At 37.5% G+C, this 21,391-nt stretch carries 16 protein-coding genes; 2 read left to right on the top strand and 14 right to left on the bottom strand.

The features are described from left to right. Positions 1–25: 25 nt before the first annotated feature. Both BM143_RS16950 and tsf read right to left on the bottom strand, forming a co-directional pair. Positions 26–3,376, bottom strand: a complete 3,351-nt coding sequence (locus BM143_RS16950; RefSeq protein WP_228430870.1) for a T9SS type B sorting domain-containing protein — start codon at positions 3,374–3,376, stop codon at positions 26–28. A gap of 193 nt (positions 3,377–3,569) precedes the next feature. Further along, positions 3,570–4,397, bottom strand: a complete 828-nt coding sequence (tsf, locus tag BM143_RS16945) for a translation elongation factor Ts (protein WP_090025737.1) — start codon at positions 4,395–4,397, stop codon at positions 3,570–3,572. A gap of 143 nt (positions 4,398–4,540) precedes the next feature. Here tsf and BM143_RS16940 point away from each other — a divergent pair, with 143 nt between their 5' ends. After that, positions 4,541–5,302, top strand: coding sequence for a DUF6759 domain-containing protein (locus BM143_RS16940; protein ID WP_090025735.1), 762 nt, complete (start codon positions 4,541–4,543; stop codon positions 5,300–5,302). A gap of 67 nt (positions 5,303–5,369) precedes the next feature. On the opposite strand, the gene BM143_RS16935 is transcribed toward BM143_RS16940, so the two are convergent. From BM143_RS16935 to BM143_RS16900, 8 genes are all read right to left on the bottom strand, one after another. Then, positions 5,370–6,326: an acetyl-CoA carboxylase carboxyltransferase subunit alpha gene (locus tag BM143_RS16935; protein ID WP_090025733.1), complete on the bottom strand. Its 957-nt coding sequence runs from the start codon at positions 6,324–6,326 to the stop codon at positions 5,370–5,372. Positions 6,327–6,374: 48 nt separating this feature from the next. Continuing rightward, entirely contained in the window at positions 6,375–8,099 is a 1,725-nt protein-coding gene (gltX, locus tag BM143_RS16930; protein ID WP_090025731.1) for a glutamate--tRNA ligase, read from the bottom strand. A 227-nt stretch (positions 8,100–8,326) separates the two neighbouring features. Continuing rightward, positions 8,327–9,235, bottom strand: a complete 909-nt coding sequence (locus tag BM143_RS16925) for a glycosyltransferase family 2 protein (protein WP_090025729.1) — start codon at positions 9,233–9,235, stop codon at positions 8,327–8,329. Positions 9,236–9,397: 162 nt separating this feature from the next. Next, positions 9,398–11,338 (bottom strand): PQQ-binding-like beta-propeller repeat protein, encoded by a 1,941-nt coding sequence (locus BM143_RS16920; protein WP_090025727.1) that lies wholly within the window; start codon positions 11,336–11,338, stop codon positions 9,398–9,400. 2 nt (positions 11,339–11,340) lie between these two features. After that, positions 11,341–12,111, bottom strand: coding sequence for a T9SS-dependent choice-of-anchor J family protein (locus tag BM143_RS16915; protein ID WP_090025725.1), 771 nt, complete (start codon positions 12,109–12,111; stop codon positions 11,341–11,343). A gap of 263 nt (positions 12,112–12,374) precedes the next feature. Then, positions 12,375–13,622 carry a glycosyltransferase family 61 protein gene (locus tag BM143_RS16910; RefSeq protein ID WP_090025723.1) on the bottom strand — a complete coding sequence of 416 codons (1,248 nt, stop codon included), beginning with the start codon at positions 13,620–13,622 and terminating at the stop codon, positions 12,375–12,377. Positions 13,623–13,688: 66 nt separating this feature from the next. Next, positions 13,689–14,876 carry a glycosyltransferase family 4 protein gene (locus BM143_RS16905; RefSeq protein ID WP_090025721.1) on the bottom strand — a complete coding sequence of 396 codons (1,188 nt, stop codon included), beginning with the start codon at positions 14,874–14,876 and terminating at the stop codon, positions 13,689–13,691. After that, positions 14,873–15,850 (bottom strand): WaaS/CpsH family glycosyltransferase, encoded by a 978-nt coding sequence (locus BM143_RS16900; protein ID WP_034723222.1) that lies wholly within the window; start codon positions 15,848–15,850, stop codon positions 14,873–14,875. Before BM143_RS16900 ends, BM143_RS16905 begins: the two co-directional genes overlap by 4 nt. A 59-nt stretch (positions 15,851–15,909) precedes the next feature. On the opposite strand from BM143_RS16900, the gene BM143_RS16895 reads away from it, so the two are divergent. After that, a complete protein-coding gene (locus tag BM143_RS16895) occupies positions 15,910–16,989 on the top strand; it encodes a glycosyltransferase family 4 protein (protein ID WP_090025836.1) in 1,080 nt (359 codons plus the stop codon). Here BM143_RS16895 and BM143_RS16890 read toward each other — a convergent pair. The 4 genes from BM143_RS16890 to BM143_RS16875 form a co-directional block, all read right to left on the bottom strand. After that, complete coding sequence (locus BM143_RS16890; RefSeq protein ID WP_051890852.1) at positions 16,986–17,729, bottom strand: polysaccharide deacetylase family protein; 744 nt, start codon at positions 17,727–17,729, stop codon at positions 16,986–16,988. The genes BM143_RS16895 and BM143_RS16890 overlap by 4 nt on opposite strands. A 537-nt stretch (positions 17,730–18,266) precedes the next feature. Beyond that, entirely contained in the window at positions 18,267–19,022 is a 756-nt protein-coding gene (locus BM143_RS16885; RefSeq protein ID WP_090025719.1) for a glycosyltransferase family 2 protein, read from the bottom strand. Next, positions 19,022–20,269: an ornithine--oxo-acid transaminase gene (rocD, locus tag BM143_RS16880; protein WP_090025717.1), complete on the bottom strand. Its 1,248-nt coding sequence runs from the start codon at positions 20,267–20,269 to the stop codon at positions 19,022–19,024. The genes BM143_RS16885 and rocD overlap by 1 nt, the downstream gene beginning before the upstream one ends. Positions 20,270–20,514: 245 nt before the next feature. Next, positions 20,515–21,363, bottom strand: coding sequence for a hypothetical protein (locus BM143_RS16875; protein ID WP_090025715.1), 849 nt, complete (start codon positions 21,361–21,363; stop codon positions 20,515–20,517). Positions 21,364–21,391: the final 28 nt, after the last annotated feature.

The raw sequence follows: 21,391 nt of genomic DNA, 5'->3' as shown, positions 1-21,391 counted from the left end.
AAATAAATATAACAAAAGTTAAAAATTAATCACGATTTTTAATTAAAAGCCATCCGGAATACGAAACTGGCAATTTAGTATCAGGCTCTGTCCAGGTGATCACATACCAATAAGTTCCAGTAGGAAGATTCCTTCCGTTTACCTTTCCATCCCATATGTAATTCTTGTCAGATGATTTGTAAACAGCCATTCCATAACGGTCGGCAACTTCTATGATTACATTCTGCTTGATCCTTAAATCTGAATAATTAAGAACATCATTAAGCCCGTCCCCGTTCGGTGTTATGGCATTTACAAGATTCAATACCAGAAATTCTTTAGTTACAGGAAGACATCCGTCTGAACCTAAAACATATACTTTGTGAATTCCTCTGGAAAGACCCGTGAAAACATTGGAAGTCTGATAATTCAATCCATCAAGTGAATATTGATAAGGAGGAGTTCCACCCGTTACATACACTGTAGCGTTGGAAGATGATACCTCTATTTTTGTAATGGTAGGGCCTTGAGCCGTTGTTACGCTTACCGTCTGGCGGTATACGCATCCGTTGAAGCCTAAATCTACATAATAATTTCCTACACCTACCGTGATGCTCTGTGTTGTAGCCCCATTGCTCCATAGATAGGAAGAGAATCCAGGGCCTGCATCCAATATTACTTTTTCAATTGAACAGACTACCTGATTGTGAAGGGTGGTTGATTTTTTAGGCGTTTTTAAAGTCAGTTTCAGAACTCCCGTATTAGGACATTCTGTGCTGCTTTGAAATCTTACATAATACGTGTGAACAGAAGTGATATTCTGTGTCGGAGAAATAGCATTGATTCCCGCCTGAGCATCAGCCAGAGAAGAGTGGAATGAAAGAATTACCGTTGGGTCTATAGTAAATAAACTCTTATAATCGTTAAGATTGGCTGATTCAGATCCGCCAAGGTCATTATCACAGACATCTGCAGCAACTGAATTCGTGATCAGGGTAATTTTAGCTCCGATCTTAAAGTTGATCTGTCCAAATGCGGCAGCACAGTCACCGGTGTTGGGTGAAACCCTTACATAGACCGTTGTGTTGGCTGTGTAAGTCCAGTTAGCCGGAAGATTATTGTTGTTTCCGGCTGTGGCATCTGCCTGAACAAGATAGTATTTTACAGTAAAGTTGGCAGAATTGGTCACGATCTGTGGAGTTACCGTAGCAAAATTGACGCTAATGATTCCGTCAAAATCATTATCACAGAAACTCGCATTAAAATTGCTGGTATTCACATTCGGTGAAGGATTCAATGTTAATGTGATCTGTGCAGGTTTAGAACATCCGAATGAAGACGTCACATTCGCATAGATTGTTCCTGCAGGCCCTGAATAGGTAGCAGGGTTGGCAATTTGTCCCGTTAAATTAGCATTCGTATAATAAGTGGCCGTTGTTCCGGTATCCGGACTTAAAACTGCGGTAGTCAGATCAAATGTTCCGTTTCCATTGTTACTGGCGCAGGAAGACAGAGCTGCATTCTGTGTCTGAAGAACATCGATATTCACCACCACTTTGAAATATTCAAAATCTGCAGGGTTTCCGTTTCCATCAATATAATAAATGAAAGAATCTGTAGCATCCGCCGTAAGACCTGCATTGGGTGTATAAGTGATTTGCCCTGTTGTAGTATTTACTGTAGCTGTACCATTAGTTGGTTGGGCAATAATGCTCGTATGTGAAGGAACGATAGCCTGCGTAGAAGCAGTGAAAACCGGCGTGATCACTTTTGTATTACATGATCCGATATTATAAGTGGTTGTAGATATCGGTGGACATAATGTATATTCGTATTCGGAGGTCAGTCTTGATTCGCAGTTGTTTTTGGTGATAAAACAGGTATAAGTTCCCGCTCCGTACAATTCAGGATTGATAAAATAAGAAGTCGCTCCGGGAATTAAAACACCATTGAAATACCATTGGTAGGCATCATAGCTGTTGTCCACTTCAAGGCGGATTCCAGCATAGCAATCGCCTGTTTTTGTAATCGCAGGAACTGAAGAGAATCCTGCGAAATATCCTCCATAACCTACAGCACCGCTTCCTGCCGCAATTCCTGCCGTGACGGGTTTTGTCGAATTGATGGTGACATTTCCGGAAACATTCATCACAGAATAAGTAACCCATCCCGGATTTCCGGTTACCGGATAAGGACCTGTAGCCGCGGCAACAGGATTACCGTTCAGCGTTACAGCAGCACCAGCCTGTGTGATGATATTAAGCTTAGTATCGTAATAAGTACCTCCAATTCTATTAATAAAGCCAACTTCGTTGATCTCTTTAGGTAAGAAACAGCTTAAAGGCGGGATGAAATTCATACCTCCGGTCTGATAAACTGTACTTCCGGAAGCCCCGGCCAGAAGCTGGTATACGTAAACGTTTTTGCTCGCGGAAATATTCATATTGTAATGTCCGTTACCCTGATTGAGATAGCTGGTGCCTTCAATCATATAATATCCTCCGGCATTAAGATTGACACCCGGCACAGGATTTCCGTTGACAATAAGGGTGGTATTGTTTTCTGTAGCAATGATCATGGCTTTTTCCATCCCTACACTTGCAGGGCCGTTTCCTTTTACCATTACAAAATCTTTCCCCAATCTGTCCACTGGAACCGCCTGGTCCATCAGAATATCTACATTGCTGTTATTCTGCGTAGTATAAAGACCGTTGAAGTTTCCGTTTGTCACAGATACGGGTTTATCGGCAACAAGCTTTGCACCCAATAATCCTTTTCTGTTGCTGGCACCTCCCATGTCGCTTATAACATCTATGATATAAGATTTTCCTTTGTTAATGGTAAATGTTCTGGTTGGCATTACGCTTCCGTTAGAGAAAACAACATCAGAATTATAACCTGATAAAGTCACGGTAGTATTGTCTTCCGTAGCGGTCACTCCCAAAGTGGAGTTTACATAATCTTTTGGGGAGGTAGTTGGTGCTGTTCCTATGAAAAAAGTTTTCCCGATTCCTGCCAATCCTTTTGAAGTAATGATTTCAGCCTGACTGGGAACAGAAAACCTGAAGTTGGCAAAGAACTTTTTATTACCTTTTACATGCAGTCCCATGGAATTTTGCGTAAAGAGGCTGCCGGGCGTGGAAGCAATCATATAATTGCTGGGAACGGTCAACTGTACGGGGTTTCCTTTACTTACCTGTACGGTAGAAAATACAACGTTATTATTAAATACTTGTACGGAAAATGGAACCGTTTCGTTGGTCGACAGGTATAAATAACATTGGGGTGTTCCCTGAAGAGAACTCGCAGACATCGGGGCGAACCAATGCTCGGTATCCAGCTGCGCATTAAGGATTAAACAAAGAAAAGTGCAAATAGCTAGTAGAAATTTTTTCATGCTTTATTATAAGGGGCAGCAAATTTAAACATTAATAATCTATTTCTAGCTTAAAATATTTCACAAATAGGCACTTACGGTTAAGTTATTGAATATTTAAGATTAGCTTCATATTAGGTTAACAGCGGCGCATGATTCCATAAAAAATCCCGGTGAAATATTCACCGGGATCCGTATTTTTCTTTGAAAGAGATTAAGCTAGGCTAATTCTTACAAATCCTGTTACTTTAAGGTCAGAGTTAACAGATTTTACATAGTCAGCAACAGAGATACTTCCGTCTTTAATGAAAGACTGGTGTACCAATGTGTTGTCTTTGTAGAATTTCTGCATCTTACCTTTAAGGATGTTGTCGATAATGTTTTCAGGCTTACCTTCTTTTACAAGAAGTTCTCTTTCGATCTCTAATTCTTTGTCGATCGTTTCCTGAGAAACTCTGGTTTCATCCAAAGCGATAGGGTTCATTGCAGCAACCTGCATAGAAACAGACTTAGCAGCTTCGTCAGCACCGTCTACTTTAGCAGAAAGGGCAGTGATCGCAGCGATTTTGTTTCCAGCGTGGATGTAAGCTCCAAGGAATGGTCCTTCGATTCTTTCGAATGCACCGATCTCGATTTTCTCACCGATAACTCCTGTTTGCTCGATTAATTTTTCAGCAACAGTAAGTCCGTGGAAATCTGTAGCTAAAAGCTCTTCTTTGGTAGCAGCGAAGATAGCCATTTCAGCTAATTCGTAAGCTAGCTCGATGAAAGCTTCATTTTTTGCAACGAAGTCAGTTTCGCAGTTTAGAGAGATTACCACACCTAAAGTGTTATCCTCGTTTACTCTAGCGATTACCGCACCTTCAGAAGATTCTCTGTCAGCTCTGTTTGCAGCTACTTTCTGTCCTTTTTTTCTAAGGATATCTACTGCTTTTTCGAAGTCTCCTTCTGCTTCAACTAGAGCTTTCTTGCAGTCCATCATACCTGCACCTGTTTGGTTTCTTAATTTCGCTACGTCTGCAGCAACTGGTGTATAAGACATAATATCTATTATTTTTTATTTAAGATTAGTATTAATTTTTAGCTTAATTTTAGAGCAGGGCAAAGATAATGATTTTAATGATAAACTAAAAAATGACTTTTCACGTTATTGATATATTTAATACTATTTTAAAGACTTGATTAATGAAAAAAATCTTTCTACTCATATTTCTATGCATTTTTACACTAGGTTTTTCCCAAAAAAAGAAAAAATCGAAATCTAAAGCTGTGGTAGAAAAAGAAACGGTAATCATCTATACAGAACAGGATGCGGAGGCTTCAAAAGAGGCCAGAGTGATCGCCGGTTTCCTGAAACAAAACCCCGGACATGCCAAATCAGATTATTTTAAAAGAAAACTGATCGATATGATCATGGCAGATAATTCTCCTGAAGCTAAACCTACCATTAGACCAATAAGCAAAGAGAAAATTGAAAAAATCGTTAAGAATAACGAACTGAACAGCGGAAAAGTGATGGCCGCTAATAAAGCATCTGCTGAAAATAATACCAAAAATACCGATAAAACGAATGAAGCTATCAAAGCTTTGAAAGAAGAAAGACTGGCAAGTTTTGCTTCGGTAAGTTCAGCAAAAACAGCAGGTGTTGCCAAATCAGAACCCAGTGATGCCAATAAAAAGACAGCAGCAATGCTTACCCATCTTTTCAATAATGATATCAATAAAAATGAAGCTTATATCAATATCAAAAACAGTTCAAACTGTAATCTGATCGTAAAAATAAGCGGAAAAAAATATTATAATCTGACGGTTCCTGCAAAAGGTCAGAATTTTATCCTGATTGATAAAGGGGAATATGTATTGACAACCATGGTATGTGATGCAAAGTATTCTTCAATCAAGAAAGTGACGCAGGATATTGAGATCGCTCTCAATATTGCTGACTAGAAAAAGAACAACAAGAAGAAAACTAAATAAAAAGCCGGTTAAGAAATTTTCTTAACCGGCTTTTATTTTATCCTTTAAACTGTCCCATTGCAATGAATTTCTCCTGCCTTTGGGTTTCAAGTTCCTGTCCTGAGAATTTTGAAAACGCTTTGATATTCTGTAAAATTGAATTTTTCAGATTCAGGTAAGCTATTTCCGGGTCATATTGAGCACCTCCAAGTGGTTCTTCAATAATACCGTCGATGAATTTTTCTCTTAAAGCATCTTTCGGGGTAAGGTTCAATGCATTAGCTGCATCTTCCTTGTGGTCCCAGTTTCTCCATAAAATAGAAGAACAGCTTTCAGGGGCAATTACGGTATACCATGTATTTTCTAGCATGTATACTTTGTTTCCTACACCTATTCCCAAAGCTCCACCACTTGCTCCTTCACCAATGATATAGGTGAAAATAGGAGTTTTAAGCTGAACCATTTCAAAAATGTTTCTGGCGATAGCTTCACCCTGTCCTCTTTCTTCAGCTTCCAATCCAGGATAGGCTCCCGGTGTGTCTACTAAAGTGACTACAGGAATGTTGAATTTTTCAGCAAGCTTCATCAGTCGCAAAGCTTTTCTGTATCCTTCCGGATTCGGCATTCCGAATCTTCTGTACTGTCTTTCTTTGGTTGTTCTCCCTTTCTGGGTTCCGATGATCATTACTCTCTGACCGTCCAATGTAGCTAAACCGCCGATCATAGCAGGGTCATCTGCGAAATTTCTGTCTCCGTGAAGTTCCAGAAAACTTCCTTTGTCTACCATTCCGTTGATATAGTCGATTGTATAAGGACGATCCGGATGGCGGGATAGTTGTACTCTCTGCCAAGGGGTAAGGTTTTGGTAGATTTCTTTTTTCTTTTCCAAAATCTTATCCTCAATCTGGCTGCATGCTAATTTTACATCAACACCACTTTCTTCTCCTACTAAAGAACAAGTCTGAAGTTGATCCATTAGATCTTTTATAGGAAGTTCGAAACTTAAATATTCCATTTCTTGAAGTAAATTAAATCTTTCAAATTTATGAAAAATTATGAAAAACTATTTAAAATTATTGATAGCATTGTTTATTCGGGAGATACTTTCCTCTTTTCCAATAAGTTCCATGATATCCGGAACATCTGGGCCTTTCAGTTCTCCAACCAAGGCTAAACGGAGTGGCATCATCACTTTTCCCATCCCCAGGCCTTTGTTTTCCGCGAAATCATGGATCGCCTGCTTGATAGTTTCTGAAGTATAATCAATGGTACCAAGGTTTTCTGCAAATTCTCCTAAAACGGCGGAAGTCTCGTCGTTCCATGCTTTTTTGGATGCTTTCTCATCATAAGAAGCAGGCGCTTCGAAGAAAAATTTCCCGTTTTCGTAGATATCTTTCGGGAAGGTAGCTCTTTCTTTCATCAAACCGATGATCTTTACGAGCTTTTCATCTTCTATGTTTAAATTGAGATCTGAGCTTTTTAAAATTTGAAGTAATTCTTCGTCAGATTTTAATTGGATATACTGGTGATTGAACCATTCTGATTTTTCTTTGCTGAATCTCGCTCCGGCTTTATGAACTTTATTTAAATCAAATTCTTTTGCCATTTCATCCAGGGATAAAACTTCTTTATCGTCGGCAGGAGACCAGCCTAATAAAGAAACCATATTGATGAATGCTTCAGGAAGATAGCCGCTTTCTCTGTAACCTTTAGATACATTTCCTGTTTTAGGATCAGTAAAATTTAGCGGGAATACAGGGAATCCGAATTTATCACCGTCTCTTTTGCTTAATTTTCCGGAAAGTCCTTTCTTTAAAAATTGTTTTACAGAAGCGGTTAATGCATTGTCTTTTTCATTCTCACCCAACATAGATTTGAATCTTGGACTTTTTACTTCAGAAAAGAAAGATTTAATAAGTGCTGCAGATTCTTCAAAAGAAAATTCATTGTTTTTGGCTACAAACTCTTCCGTGAAAGATTTTGTAATACTATCAATATTATCTTTATTGATTAATGTTGAAACGTCAGGCTTTAAAATCAGCGAAAGGTGCGCAAACTGCGGAGCTTCCCAACCCATTGCTTCGTACAGTAAAGTATGTAGACCTAAAGACGGAAGCCATTCTTCACCACGGATCACGTGAGAAATTTCCATTTCGTGGTCATCGATGATGTTGGCGAAATGATAGGTTGGCATTCCATCGTTTTTCACTAAAACTTTATCGTCTAAAGTATTGGTGTTTACGGAAGAATGTCCACGGATAATGTCTTCAAGATTTAAAGTTCTGTCAATTGGCATTTTGAATCTCACCACATAAGGTGTCTTCTCATCCAGTAATTTCTGAACTTCCTCCTGAGAAAGGGCAAGACTGTTTCTCAGTTGGTTTCTGGTTTTGTTGTCATAAGAGAAAACATCTCCTTTCGCTTCGAACTCTGCACGTACGGCATCAAGCTCTTCAGGCGTATCAAAAGCGATGTAGGCATAGTCTGTTTTCAGGATCTGCTCCGTATATCTGTCGTAGATATCTCTTCTTTCAGACTGTCTGTAAGGTGCAAATTTTCCTCCTTTCTTAGGACTTTCATCAGGAATGATGCCGCACCATTCTAAAGCTTCTTCTATGTATTCTTCAGCGCCTTCCACATATCTGGCGGTATCTGTATCTTCGATTCGAAGGACAAATTCACCACCCTGGTTTTTAGCAAAAAGATAATCATATAATGCGGTTCTTACGCCTCCCAAATGCAAAGGTCCGGTAGGACTTGGAGCAAAACGAACTCTTACTTTCTCCATTTCAATTAAAATTTTGGTGCAAATTTACTTAAAATTACCTGAGTTCGGGTTAAGAAAATTAGGATAATAAGGCTGGAAGCTTGAAGCAGAAGGCTTGAAGCTATTATTGAACGATAATTTTTAACAATTACCCTAAAATTTAATGATATGAGTTTCAGGAATGAATAAAAATCTGATTTGGGATTGAATAACTTCCATCTTCCTGCTTCAGACTTCCATCTCTTTATCTATTTTTTAAGCATCAAAAGTTTAAAGAACAAGACCGGGTTTTTATATTTAACCCTATACTTTTCTTTTTTCCATTCTGTTCGCAGTTTTTCTTTTTCGGATTCTGAATGCGTTTCCGATAAAAGGATTTCGTATTTGAAATGGATCAGCTTTAGCCTGTATTTTTTATAAAGTTCCGGATCAGCTTTGATATAGCCGATGTATTTATGGGTTACCTTTTCATAGGAATCTTTCATCAGCTTCCAGTTTCTCGAAAGGCTGGTGGAAAGGATTCTGTAATAAAATAGTTTCTTATCTATAAATCCAATTTTGTACCCTTTAGAAGTAAGTCTCAGATTCATGTCCCAGTCTTCCGTATTGATGTTTTCATCAAATGGGTATTTTACGAGCAATTCTGTTTTTACGAACGTTCCTACATTGGAAGTTCTGTTTTCAGAGACATTTTCATGGAAAAAATTGGGGAGACTGTCTATGACCTGTTTCTTCTCTTTTGGCGTGTAGGCATCTGTTGTGGTATCTTCGGACTGATAATATTTATACCCGTCGGAAAGGATAAAGTCTACCGGATTTTCCTGAATGTAGGCTACCTTCTCTGCAAGACTGTCTTCCGTATACCAATCATCTCCGGAAAGCAGGGAAACATATTCTCCCGAAGCTTCGGAAACAGCTATGTTGATATTTTTTGCCACCCCGAAACTTTCTGTATTCCTGATCATTTTATAGTGCTGCCCAAATTGGGAAAGAACACGCTCTGCATTTTCAAAAGTCTTATCCTTTGAAGCATTATCCAGTAGTATGATTTCATAATTGGGATAGGTCTGTGAAATGGCGGACATACAAGCCTGTTCGATGAACTTTTCATGGTTCATGGTGATGATAATAAGGCTTACAAGTGGAGGAGTATTCATTGTTTAATCAATTAATAATTTTTGGAAGACTGAATCGGTAGATTTTCTTACCATAATCAGGAATGAAAGTATGATAATCTTTTTAAATAGAAAAAGTATAATAAAAATTTCTATTTTTCAGGTTGAGATAAATATGTTTTTAATTTAACCTGCTGACCAAGATTATTGCATCATGGTATATATTTTTGTTAAAATAATGTCTTCCACATTATCTACAGGAACTCCGCTTTGTCCGTAAATGAAAAAGCTTTCATATCCCTCATAGTTGGGAACAGCTTTTTTGATGTGCCACTTTACGGGAAGATAGCTTGATACATCATTGGAATATCCCAATACGGTTAATTTCATGGGATCGAAATGGTTGTATAAGTCAATAGCATATTGAGAAACGGCTTCACGACTTAAAGCGATAATATTCCAGTCACCGATCTTCAAAATTTGGATATAAACGGTTGCAGATTTAGCAAGAGTACCTGAAGTATACTGATGAATAATTCTGTTGGCCCATCTTACATTTCTTTCAGAGGTCTGATCGAATTTTCCGGTGTTCGCTTTTTTAATACTCACCGCCTTATTGAAAGTGAAATTATTAAGCGGGATAGCAATGGAGTCAAATTTAACAGTAATTTCCCCGGTAACAGCCGACGATGATGCCGAAAATAAATTACTGAAATCCTGAGTCAGTTTATTAGCCGTTTGATCCGGAGTATCTGTTTTATAAGGATTAATATCACCTGCACATCCCTGCATAAGCTGTACATTGTTAATGTTCTTTAGTATACCGAGTTTATCTCTTGTAGCGCCCACATAATTGGATGAAATGGTCACGAAATCGCGGGGCTGACTATGCCACACAGGATGGGTACTTGCACTCATAATAACACCGTTCACAGTATTGGTATTGCTCTGTTTGGCCATAACCATGGTGATGTTGTTGTCTAAATCTTTCGAAATATCTGCCCTGTTGTATCCTATATTGGTTTTGCCTTTGACAAAACTTAAATTACTGTCTGTCTTATTGTTAATTGCATTTTGTGTAGCCGTTAAAACAGAATTTTTTACAATATCGAGATATTTGGGATCAGGATTGCGGTAGAAGTCCTGAAGACATGAATAGCCTTGAGACAGAGGCGCATAATGGGTATGGGAGCAATTGATTAAAATTGCATTTTCATCGATATTGAATGTATTTTTTATTTCGGCTTTTATTTTACGTGAAAAAGAATAATTGATGCCACACAGATCCAGGGTAATAATAAGTGCTTTTTTTGAGTTTTTTTCAAAATAGGACGCATATGCATAAATCGGCGTCTGGTTATGCTGAGCGTAGTATAGTTTATTCTTACTGGAAGTGAGGTATAATTTATTATTAGTATAGGCAATATTGGATAAATAGGTGCCGTAAGTGGTACGGTTAGGAGCTCCGATTTTTGACCAGCTGTCGTTAGAGGATGAAATACTTCTAGTCCACAGATCGTTGTCATATTTAGACAAAGCAATCAAGTTCGTTCCATCGTTGGTTAATGATCGTACAGCATTGGCTTTTCCTATATTTTTCCAGGGCACATTAAACGGACTGGTATCTCTTACCCAAAGCGTATTGTTTTTCTTGGTTCCGTACAGTTTATTATTGAGAAAGGTAAGCCCGGTAGTTTCGTAGGCAAATCCGATATTCACCCATGGACTGTCATTTTCATCTGGATTTTTCGTCCACAGTTTATTGTATTTGTCTGTGCCGTACAGCTTGCCGTTTCCATAGGCCAGTGCGGTTACATAATAAGCCGTTCCTATCGAAACCCAATTGAGCGCACCGGCAGTGATATCAGCTTGCCAAAGCTTGTTGTCACTTGTCGCCATATAGAATTTTGTATCTGAGGAACACATAGCAACAGCATTTTTTGCGATGCCCGTTTCCTGAAAGCTGATACTGAACCTTCCCTGTTTGGGATCACCGAAGCCGGCGAGAGGAGAAGACAGTATGGTAGCGTTTGGGTTGATGGATTCTTTCGAAAACCCTACTAAATAGTTTTGTCCAAAGATGAAATTCTGAAGCAAAAACAGGGTGATAAAGCCTGCAAAGATCTGCACTTTAGTTCTAGACATTGTTAATTCTCTTTTACAATTTTCTGTTCAAAAACTTCTTTATTTTCGTAGGTTCCTTTAAGGAGGTATATTCCTGCCGGCAGATCGGAAATATCAATGAAATTGATATCTGAGTAGGTTTTTAGCAACCTGTTATCCATACTGAATATCTGTAGAGAAGTAACGGTTTTTTCTATATTAAGTTCTCCTGATGTTGGATTAGGGTAAAATAATGTTTTGCTGTTTTCAGATACCGGTTTTCCCTTAACCGATACATTGTCTATAAACCAGTTGTTGCCATCATCATCTTTCTTTACAAAAGCAATATAGATTTGTTTTTTGTCAAATTTTGATAGATTGATTCTTTTCAGGCTGAAATTTTTGCCGAATGAAGCGTCAGTATAAGAAGCGATGGTTTGAAACTGATCACGATCGAGTTGTGAATCTGTGGATATTTTGATCTCGTATTTTGTAGAATTGCCAACAAATGAGTTGTGTTGCAAAAAGGTGAGAAAATTACCCTCATAACCTGTTAAATCTATTTTAGGACTGATTAGCCAGTCTTCATTTAATTCACCTGAATTCTCGTACCTTACAAAGAAACATTGATCAGATCCGTCCTTATTCAGACTCTCTAGCTGCCAGTTATTAAAATCATCACCGGCATCATTTTTTCCTCTCAAAACAACCCATTCTTCAGGCGATTTTGAAAGGCCGTAACTATTAAAATTATCAGAAAACTGACCGTAAAAGAAAGAACTGAATAACAAAAGACCTGTAAAAATCAATTTCATATTTGTGTTTTTTCTGGATAACAGATTGATTTATAATTAAAAACAAGTCAGAAAATGATCTTGTCTAAAATCATTTTTTGACCCGGGAAATTTACATTATTTTTGAATACAACGTGAAAACAAATAAAGATTAATTCAAATAAAAGGATATATTTATTTTTGCTTCAAATAATTGAGTCCTAAACTAATACGTTTGAATTTATTTAAGTTGGCTTTCTGTTTTAATAGAATTGCTAATGGTGAGTTATTTTTCAGGAAACAGACTACTGGGGAGCTTGGATTTCTGCAGTGGGTAAATCAATTAATTGCCCCAGATATTGCCCAAAAATTTCAGGATCCAGTCGGTAATCTTCATGGAAGCCTTCGTAATCCTGCGGATAAATATAAAAATTAAGATCGAAATTCACTTCTTTGGCCAATGTAGAGAAAATAGCAAAATCGCCCCATACCGAACTGAACCAGCTAAGTCCCTTAGCTCCGGCTTTTGCAAACAGAACGTTCGTCCAGGCTGCACCACTTGGTCCTATGATATAATCAGCGTTGTTCACCATGTAGATTTGTTCGTGGATGTTGAGATCTTCAAAGAAAACTTCCTCAAACCCATATTTTTTTGCCGTTTCAAAGATTTCCTCATCGTTATATTTTCTATATTGGGATCTCCTTGAGATAAATATTTTTTTAACAGGCTCGATTCGGACTTTACTTAGGTCTAAATTATCGAAAGCTATTTTTCTAAGATACTGCAGAGAAGATTTCGACAGCTTGGCAAATCCTGCCTCATATTTTACACCAGGCATAATATTCGGGACTGCATAATTGGTACTGGTGATATGCCACAGCTTTTTAAACTGATAATAATTTTTTTCGTGGCTCAGGAAGACAATTTTATAATCCTTCAGAAAAAACATCAGAAGATCTTTCAGATTTTCAACCTTTTGTACATCCTGATCTATAATAATCAGTTTGTTCTTCGCGTCAGGGATATACTGGAAAAATTCAACTTTAGACAGAATATCTACCAGAAAATGATAATAGTTGAAGGTGAAAGTTCCACCCAGGAAAATCGCTTCATCATCATAGTACACATTCTTATGATTCTTTACTTTCGCAAGCGTCATAGAGTGCTGCAACAGATTGTTCGTATTGTATACGTACGTTATCCTGTCATCATCATGCCATCTTTCATAGAAGATCTTATCTTTTTTCAGGTTTAAGAAATACGTGGAATTGGGAATACAGAGCACATCCTTAAGCGCCAGAATCTCTATGGCGTTTTTAGGTGTTTTTACAGAAACCTGGGGAGCATCAAACGTTTTAGGCAAAAAAAGTTCTGCCTCCTGTTTTTCGCTAACGAGTATTTTTTCTGTACAATACTGAGAGGGGATAGAATCCAGCGGTAAAAAATCTGTTACCAGTCTTTTTGCCTTTCTGAAAAAAGACTTGATATAATATTTTTTTCTAAGTGCTTTAAGCTGTTTTTCTAAATTTTCAATTTGTTCCTTTGCATTCATACGCTATAACTTAGGATGACCTAAGAAGTTCGGTCGTTATTTCCGGAGGACATAGACTGTTCTTTTCTATATAATTTCCTGGTAATAACGAATGGTTTCATCAACCATTTTATCAATGCCAAATCTGGTTTCAATTAATTTCCGGGCATTCAGTGATATCCTGTTTCTCAGATCATCGTCTTCAAAAATGAGACTTATCTTTTCATGGAAGTTTCCTTCCTCAGCAATAAAGCCATTTACAGGCTCCTGTATGATCTCTTTAAACGAATCTATAGAGGAACATACAACAGGTTTCTGCATTGCCATTACTTCCAGCAAAGATAAGCTAAAATTTTCACCTTTGGAGGGGAAGCACACGACCTCTGCCTTGCTGATAAGCTGTACAATTTCCGGCCCCGGTTTGTTGCCATAAAAATGGATCGAATTTTGGGTCTCTTTATCAGGAATATGCTCAGTGATATAGGTCGGATAATGATTGGGATTCCCTATGAAATGAAGCGATGCTTCAGGATATTTTTTTTTAAGCTGAATAAAAGCACTGATCACCGTTTCTGCACCTTTTTCAAAAGATAAATTGCCTAAATAAAAGACGGATTTAGGAATGATTTCCGCATTCTCCTCAGGTTTGTAGAATTTTTCATCAATGCCATTATAGATCAGTCTTGGGTTTTTGATGTCGAAAAGGCTTTTATTGATCGTCTCATTGTATTTTGAGATCGTAATAATGTTTTTTGATTCTTTAAAAGCTGCTTTTTCACAGAAGACTCTTCCTTTATGAACTTTTTTGTACCCGAAATATTTTTCCAGAACGGACCAGGAGCCATGGCATCGGATCACATAAGGAATGGTTTTAGGAATTGAAAGTGCTAAACCATCAAAGTCATGTGTTTCTGCAATATCAAAATGAAGATTGTTTTTTCTGATCCAGGTACTTATGGTATCGGATATTATTTTTTTCTCCGATAAATAGGTTTTAAAATGAATCTGTTCGAAAGCTTTCACTTTTCCGGTAAAAGACCTTAGCAGTTCAAGAAGAGGATTCGCTTTGAAGATATCCTTCACAGAATGGATCTTTACACCATCTTCTTCTATATCAAATGTGTATTTTGAGATCAGGAAAATATGGACGGAGATTCCTCTCTTCACAAGTTCTGCACATAAATTTTTATAAAAAACGCCTGTACCACCTACTTTAGGGGTGCGGGAACATTGGTATTCCCGGGTGACAATAAGTACATTTTTTATTTCTTTCATGAATTCAGTTTAAATACTGTGTTTACCCAATGGTCGAGTGTATACTTATAATAAACTTCTTCAGGCAGCTTTTCGTATGGCGTATTGAAAAATTCTTTTTTTACATTGCGGAAATTCTTATCCAGCACCAAAATATTATTAGGATTGTAAAAATCATAAGTTTTAATGGTAGGATTATCGGTGATCACCTTTTTCTCCAGAGCCATCGCTTCAAATATCCTGAAACTTAGTCCCGTCTGGTCGGCACGCATCAGATCAAGAATAACCTTGGTGTTTTTATAATAAGTGGGAAGAGCATGATGTGGTATTTTTTTTCTTCCGAATTTTAAAATTTCAATATTTTTTTTGTCAATGATCTGGTTCAGCTTGTTTTTCCAGCCTTTCTTTCCTGCGATATACACTTCAAACTTAACTTTCATCGGGCAAAGCCTGTTGATCAGAAGATTGAGCGCAGAAAGTCTTTTCTGATCGTAGGACGTGATATAGAACAGATCTAGTTTCGGACGCTGTTTGGATGCCGGAACATGATCGAGATAATTATAATTGGTGATTTTTTCGAATCCGAAATTCTTTACATCATTATCGTCAAAAGAAAATATAGTGTCAAAATAGTGCAGAAGGTGTGTAGCAGGATTCCTGGCCATGCTGTCGTAAAGGTAGGCGATGTTACGGTCTGCATATTCTCTGATCTTTTGGTGGATGCTTTCGTCAATAGCTTCAGGATTGATGACCAGAATCTGATCCTGTTTTCCGATTTTTTCCAGAGATTCAAGAATGAAACTTTGTCTTTTGTAATATTTGGGGTTTTTGCCCAGAAAAATTTTGCTGAAAGTGTTTTTTATACGCTCACCAGTATTTTTATGGGTAAAGGCTCCGATGTTGATATGGCACGCCTGAATGCCTCTATCACTCAGTTTTTCCACTATGTGCTCATCATAATGCCAGAAATCGAAGCTGATTAAACAAATTTTCATACTGCAAAAATAAAAATTTCATATTTAAATTTATATTTTTGATGCAAAGCCTGGCCATAATGATAAAGAAAATTTTAATTGATGCTGAAAGATTGAAGTACCCGAAGTCTGGAATTGCGAACGTATGTGTTTCATTAATAAAGGGTCTGGACGAAAAAGGCTCTGATTTTGAGTATACTTTTTATGGTCCAAAAAAAAATATTCCGGACACGAAAAAAAAATTTAAAATGATCGACTGGAAGTTTTGGCAAAAGAAAATTTCTGTCAATACCGGATCTTTTTCACTTATTCATACAGCACATCAGCTTTCTGACTATTTTCATACGATTAAAAGCGGGCAAAAAAAGGTAGTTACGCTCCATGACCTTAATTTTCTTCACGACAACAGTTCTGAACAGAAAATTGCGAAAACGACAAAGCTTGTTCAGAAAAACATCGGAAATGCAGATGCTGTGGTCTGCATCTCAGAATTTGTAAAAGAAGACTTTCTTAAAAACAGAGAACTTTTTACACTAAAAAAAAATGTGAAAGTAGAAGTGATCTACAACGGACTGATTTTTCCTGAAACGACAGACTTCAGCTCTGAAAATAAATACAGTTTTATCGGAAAAAAATATATTTTAAACATCGGGGTGCTTTTCCCAAAAAAAAATCAGGAAGTTCTTCTGGATCTTATTTCAAAAAATGACAGAGAATTGGTGCTGGTCACTTCTTCGGCAAAATCAGCCTATAAAGAAAAATTTCTGGAAAAAATAAAAACGCTGGGATTGGAAGACAGGGTACATATCCTGGAAAATGTAGATAACAATGAAAAATATTTCCTTTTGCAGCATTGTGAATCATATTGTCACCCGTCATTGGCAGAGGGCTTCGGAATTCCACCTGTAGAAGCGATGTATTTTGGAAAACCTGTCTTTTTAAGCAAGCTGACGAGTCTTCCTGAAATAGGAGGGGATCTGGCTTTTTATTTTGATGATTTTTCCGCAGAACATATGCAGCATGTCTATGCTTCCGGAATGCAGATGTATGGCTCTAAAACAGACGAATATGCCTCTCAGTTGAAGGAAAGAGCCCTGAAGTTCGGATATCTGGAGATGGCCGGAGCATATGAAAAATTGTACCAGGAGCTTCTGAATTAAAGCTTGATTTTCCCGAGCCTTAATTTCCATTTGAAAATATCAAAGCTGTCGCCCCCTTTGATATCGATTCTTTTGATCTCAAATTTATTTTTCCATGGGTAATAGGCAATATTGTTGCCGATACGTACCGCCGAAGTGATTCCTGCTTTTTCAAGTATGGAAAAGAATTGTTTTTTCTGTTCACCTTTCTTAGGAAACTTACCGTAAGGGTAGGCGAGTACTCTCGTAAAAGGAATTTGTTTTTCCTCCAGGGTGCGGATGTTTTCCTGAATATCTTCAGCAGCTTCCTGCAGCGAGATTTGTGAATAGTTTCGGTGGGTGTGGCTATGTAACGCAATCTCTACATGTTCAGGATTAAGAGATTTGATCTCATCGAATGTCATCATTTCGCGTTTTTTGTCTGACTGATCATTCGAGATAAGCCCGGTAGGGATGAAGATCGTAGCTTTCAGCTGATATTTTTCCAATAAGGGAACCAGATACTGAAGATTGTTGAGATAGCCGTCATCGAAAGTAAGAATAAGCTTATGTTTCAATGTTTGGTCTTTATTAAGATCATTGAAAAATAAGGTATTGTAGTGGCTTTTAATATATTGGAACTGCTTTTCCAGACTTTCAGCAGAGACGGTCAGACAATCTTTACCGGAAATTTCTTTCTCCGGAAGTATTTTATGATACATGAGGATGCGGACACTCTCCTCTTTTGAAAATCCAAGTGTCCTTTTAGCAAATCTGAGCATGGTTATATGAATTTTGAAAATCGTATGTTTTATGGAATTTATACCGATAAAAATTGCCAACGATCCATATAATTCTATTGTTTTTATTTACTGACTAATTTATTCCTTGAATAGTAGATGAGTCTACATAAACAGACATCTGTTACAATCCTCAAATTTAATTAATTATTAGATGCGCTAGCTTAAAAATACATTAAAATAAGATTTAAAAGCTTGAACAGTTGATGACAAAGCTAAAGAAAGTAAGGCCGGATAAAGGCTGTTAAAAGATAAACAAAGGGTATCCGACTATCTACAACCAGTTGCGTTTTAAAAGAAGTACAGAATACTGTTAAACCATATGAACTTTGGATAAAATATCCTGTCAAGGATAGCAGAACTATTCAGATCCGGGTAAGTTTCAGACTTCCTTTCCCTCATTAAAATAAAAAACTCTTATCCCGAACTCAGGTTAGATAAAGAACGGTCATAAAAAAACAGCCGGAAGCAATTAGAGTAATGCAGTCCGGCTGTTTATATTTTTTAATTCAAAAGATATTATTTGAATTTGTAAATCTCGTTAATCTTGATATATTTCAGGAATGTGTAAAATGCTCCTGTGATTGAGATATAAAATCCGGCCACACCATCCAGAAAACCCAGTTTGAAAAAATAGGTCTTCGTAAAATCGTAAAAGGGAGAAAAAATAATTTTAAAAAGGGATACCGATTTTCCGTTCAAAACCTTTTTTTCGGCCATCAATTGGGTGTAATTATTGATTTTCTCAATATGATGGGCGATACTTTTATAGGTATAATGATTGATATTTCCCGGTAGTTTTCCTTTTTTATCCTGAGTGATAAAACATTCATGTACCAGATCATCGGTATATTTTCCGTGACCTTTTTTGAAAAATCTTTCTCTCCACACGTTACCCCAACCGCCATATTTTATGGTTTTCTTCAGTAAGATATTGTTGAAGTGAATCTCATAGACTTTATAGGGAGGATTGGCACTTTTTAAAATTTCTTTAATAGCATTTACTGCCGTTTCGTCCGGAACTTCGTCGGAATCAAGGAACAAAATCCATTCTCCCGAAGCTTCAGACAGGGTATAGTTTTTCTGACAGCCGAAGCCGAGAAATTTTTTTCTGATAAATTTTACTTTCGGAAACCCGCTACAGATCTCCTCAGTTTTGTCTGTGGAAAAAGAATCAACGACAATGATCTCATCAGCGATCTCATGGATGCTACTGATACTTTGCTCAATGACTCTTTCCCCATTTAAAACAATATAACAGACTGATAACTTCATTAACGAAATTCTGTAATAGTTTTTTCAATGATTTTGACACAGTCTAAAAGCTGCTCTTCAGTAATTACCAAAGGTGGTGCCAATCTGATGATATTTCCGTGGGTAGGTTTTGCAAGAAGGCCGTTTTCTTTTAACTGTAAGCATAGATTCCATGCTGTAGAGCTGTCCGGAGTATCGTTGATCAGAATAGCATTTAAAAGACCTTTCCCTCTTACTTTGGTAATAAGACTGTTCTTTTCAATGATTTTTTCGATTTCTGATCTGAAAAGCTGCCCAAGCTGCTCTGCTCTTTCTGAAAGTTGTTCATCCGCCACCACATCTAAAGCGGCTACTGCCACAGCACACGCAATCGGGTTTCCTCCGAACGTAGAGCCATGTTGTCCGGGCTTAATAACATTCATGATGGAATCATTAGCCAATACTGCAGATACGGGATACATGCCTCCGGAAAGGGCTTTCCCTAAGATCAGAATATCCGGCTGTACATTTTCGTGGTGACAAGCGATCAGCTGTCCTGTTCTTGCGATACCGGTCTGAACTTCGTCTGCGATGAAAAGGACATTATGTTTTTTACATAGCTCGGAAGCATTTTTCAGGAAACCTTCGTCCGGAACATACACACCGGCTTCACCCTGAATAGGTTCCACTAAAAATGCGGCGATATTTCCTGCTTCTCTGTTTAATACTTCTTCTAATGCTGTAGTATCATTGTAAGGAATCTTGATGAATCCTGGTGTGAAAGGACCATAGTTCAGGTTGGCATCAGGATCATTGGAGAAAGAAACAATAGTAGTTGTTCTTCCGTGGAAATTATTTTCACAAACGATGATCTTGGCTGCATTTTCTGAAATTCCTTTTACCTCATAGCTCCATTTTCTGGCCAGTTTTACGGCAGTTTCTACGGCCTCAGCTCCGGAATTCATAGGCAGAACCTTATCGAATCCGAAAAGGGTAGTGATCTTCTGCTCGTACTCACCTAATTTCGAATTGTAGAATGCTCTTGAAGTAAGAGCCAGTTTTTGGGCCTGTTCCACTAATGCGGCTACAATTTTCGGGTGAGAATGTCCTTGGTTCACAGCAGAGTATGCTGAAAGAAAATCATAATATCTATTACCTTCTACATCCCATACAAAAACGCCTTCTCCACGGTCAAGAACCACTGGAAGAGGGTGATAGTTATGCGCTCCATGTTTGTCTTCAAGGTCAATAAAATACTGTGAGTTTTTTGCTGTTGCTGCTGTTGACATATGTTTTGGTTTTCGACAAATTTAAGCATTATTAATGAGATGCATGAACAAAAACGTAATACGGTACACGCCAGTAATTAAAGTGTATTTTAAGGCAGGATTAGGCTGTTTTAGAAAATATTCCTTTTACAAATCAGACAAAGCAGGTTTTATATCTTTATCATATGTAATTTTTTTTCTTTAAAAATTTCAGAAAAAAAGCATAGCCATTTTTGGGATATGCTGTTTTCGTTATGCTCATCAAGTTATATACTACTGCTTATTTCACGGTATACTGTTTTTTCTCCATCCGAAAGACTAAAGTCGGCTTTCTTTTTTGAATACTGCTTCTTCGGAGAGTTGTATTCCATTTGAATGGTAAGTGTTGCCGTATACTGTTCTGCGCTGTGCTGGTATTTTTTATCGATTTGCTCTTTTATATCATTTGGAATGTTGATTTCTGAGATGAAAAAAGCATCAAAGCCATAATCTTTCTGTTCGGCCAGGATGGTTCCGGCGCATTCCACATCTCCTATTCCTTTGATGTTCCACGTAAAAGTTTCATGAGTTTTTTCACCATTGTCTACATAAGATGGTGCAAAGAAGAGAAGATTCCAGAAGGGCTCTTTCCGTTTATTGGTGTAAAAAAGGGATTCATTTTCCAGAGTATTCAGATACTGATTTCTGAATACCTCTGCATTTTGATGTTTTTCCTGGATTGCGGCTGTTTTCAGCTTCCAGTTTTCTACAACTTTCTGATGATCTGAAGCACTGAGAAACACACCTTTTTCATCCACTTTCACTGCAAGAGGATAAGAGCTCTGTTCCAGTTCATGGAGAATTTCCAAAAAGTTGTTTTCAAACGGCAGGGGAGCGCCTTCTATTTTTTCTATCAGCCAGTTTTTGGTGTGATCTTCATTCTCGGTTTCCTGTATATTGAGCTTACAGGATGAGTGAAAGCCTTTTTTTTCTCCAAACTGTACTTCAAGTGAGTTTTCCACATGATAAATGTGGCTCCCTGAATATTTCTGAAAAGGTTTTACCCGGTTTTCTTCCATGCTTTTTTTGTTGGTGTGAACTTCTTCTTTAGCTACCTGAGAAACATTTGATGTCAAGTCATCATTGTGTTTTTCAAGTCTGATT

Origin of the sequence: Chryseobacterium oleae (genome assembly GCF_900115055.1) — a bacterium.
GTDB lineage: Bacteria > Bacteroidota > Bacteroidia > Flavobacteriales > Weeksellaceae > Chryseobacterium > Chryseobacterium oleae.
The sequence above is the reverse complement of the archived record's forward strand: the minus strand, read 5'-3'. Positions and strand labels throughout refer to the sequence as shown.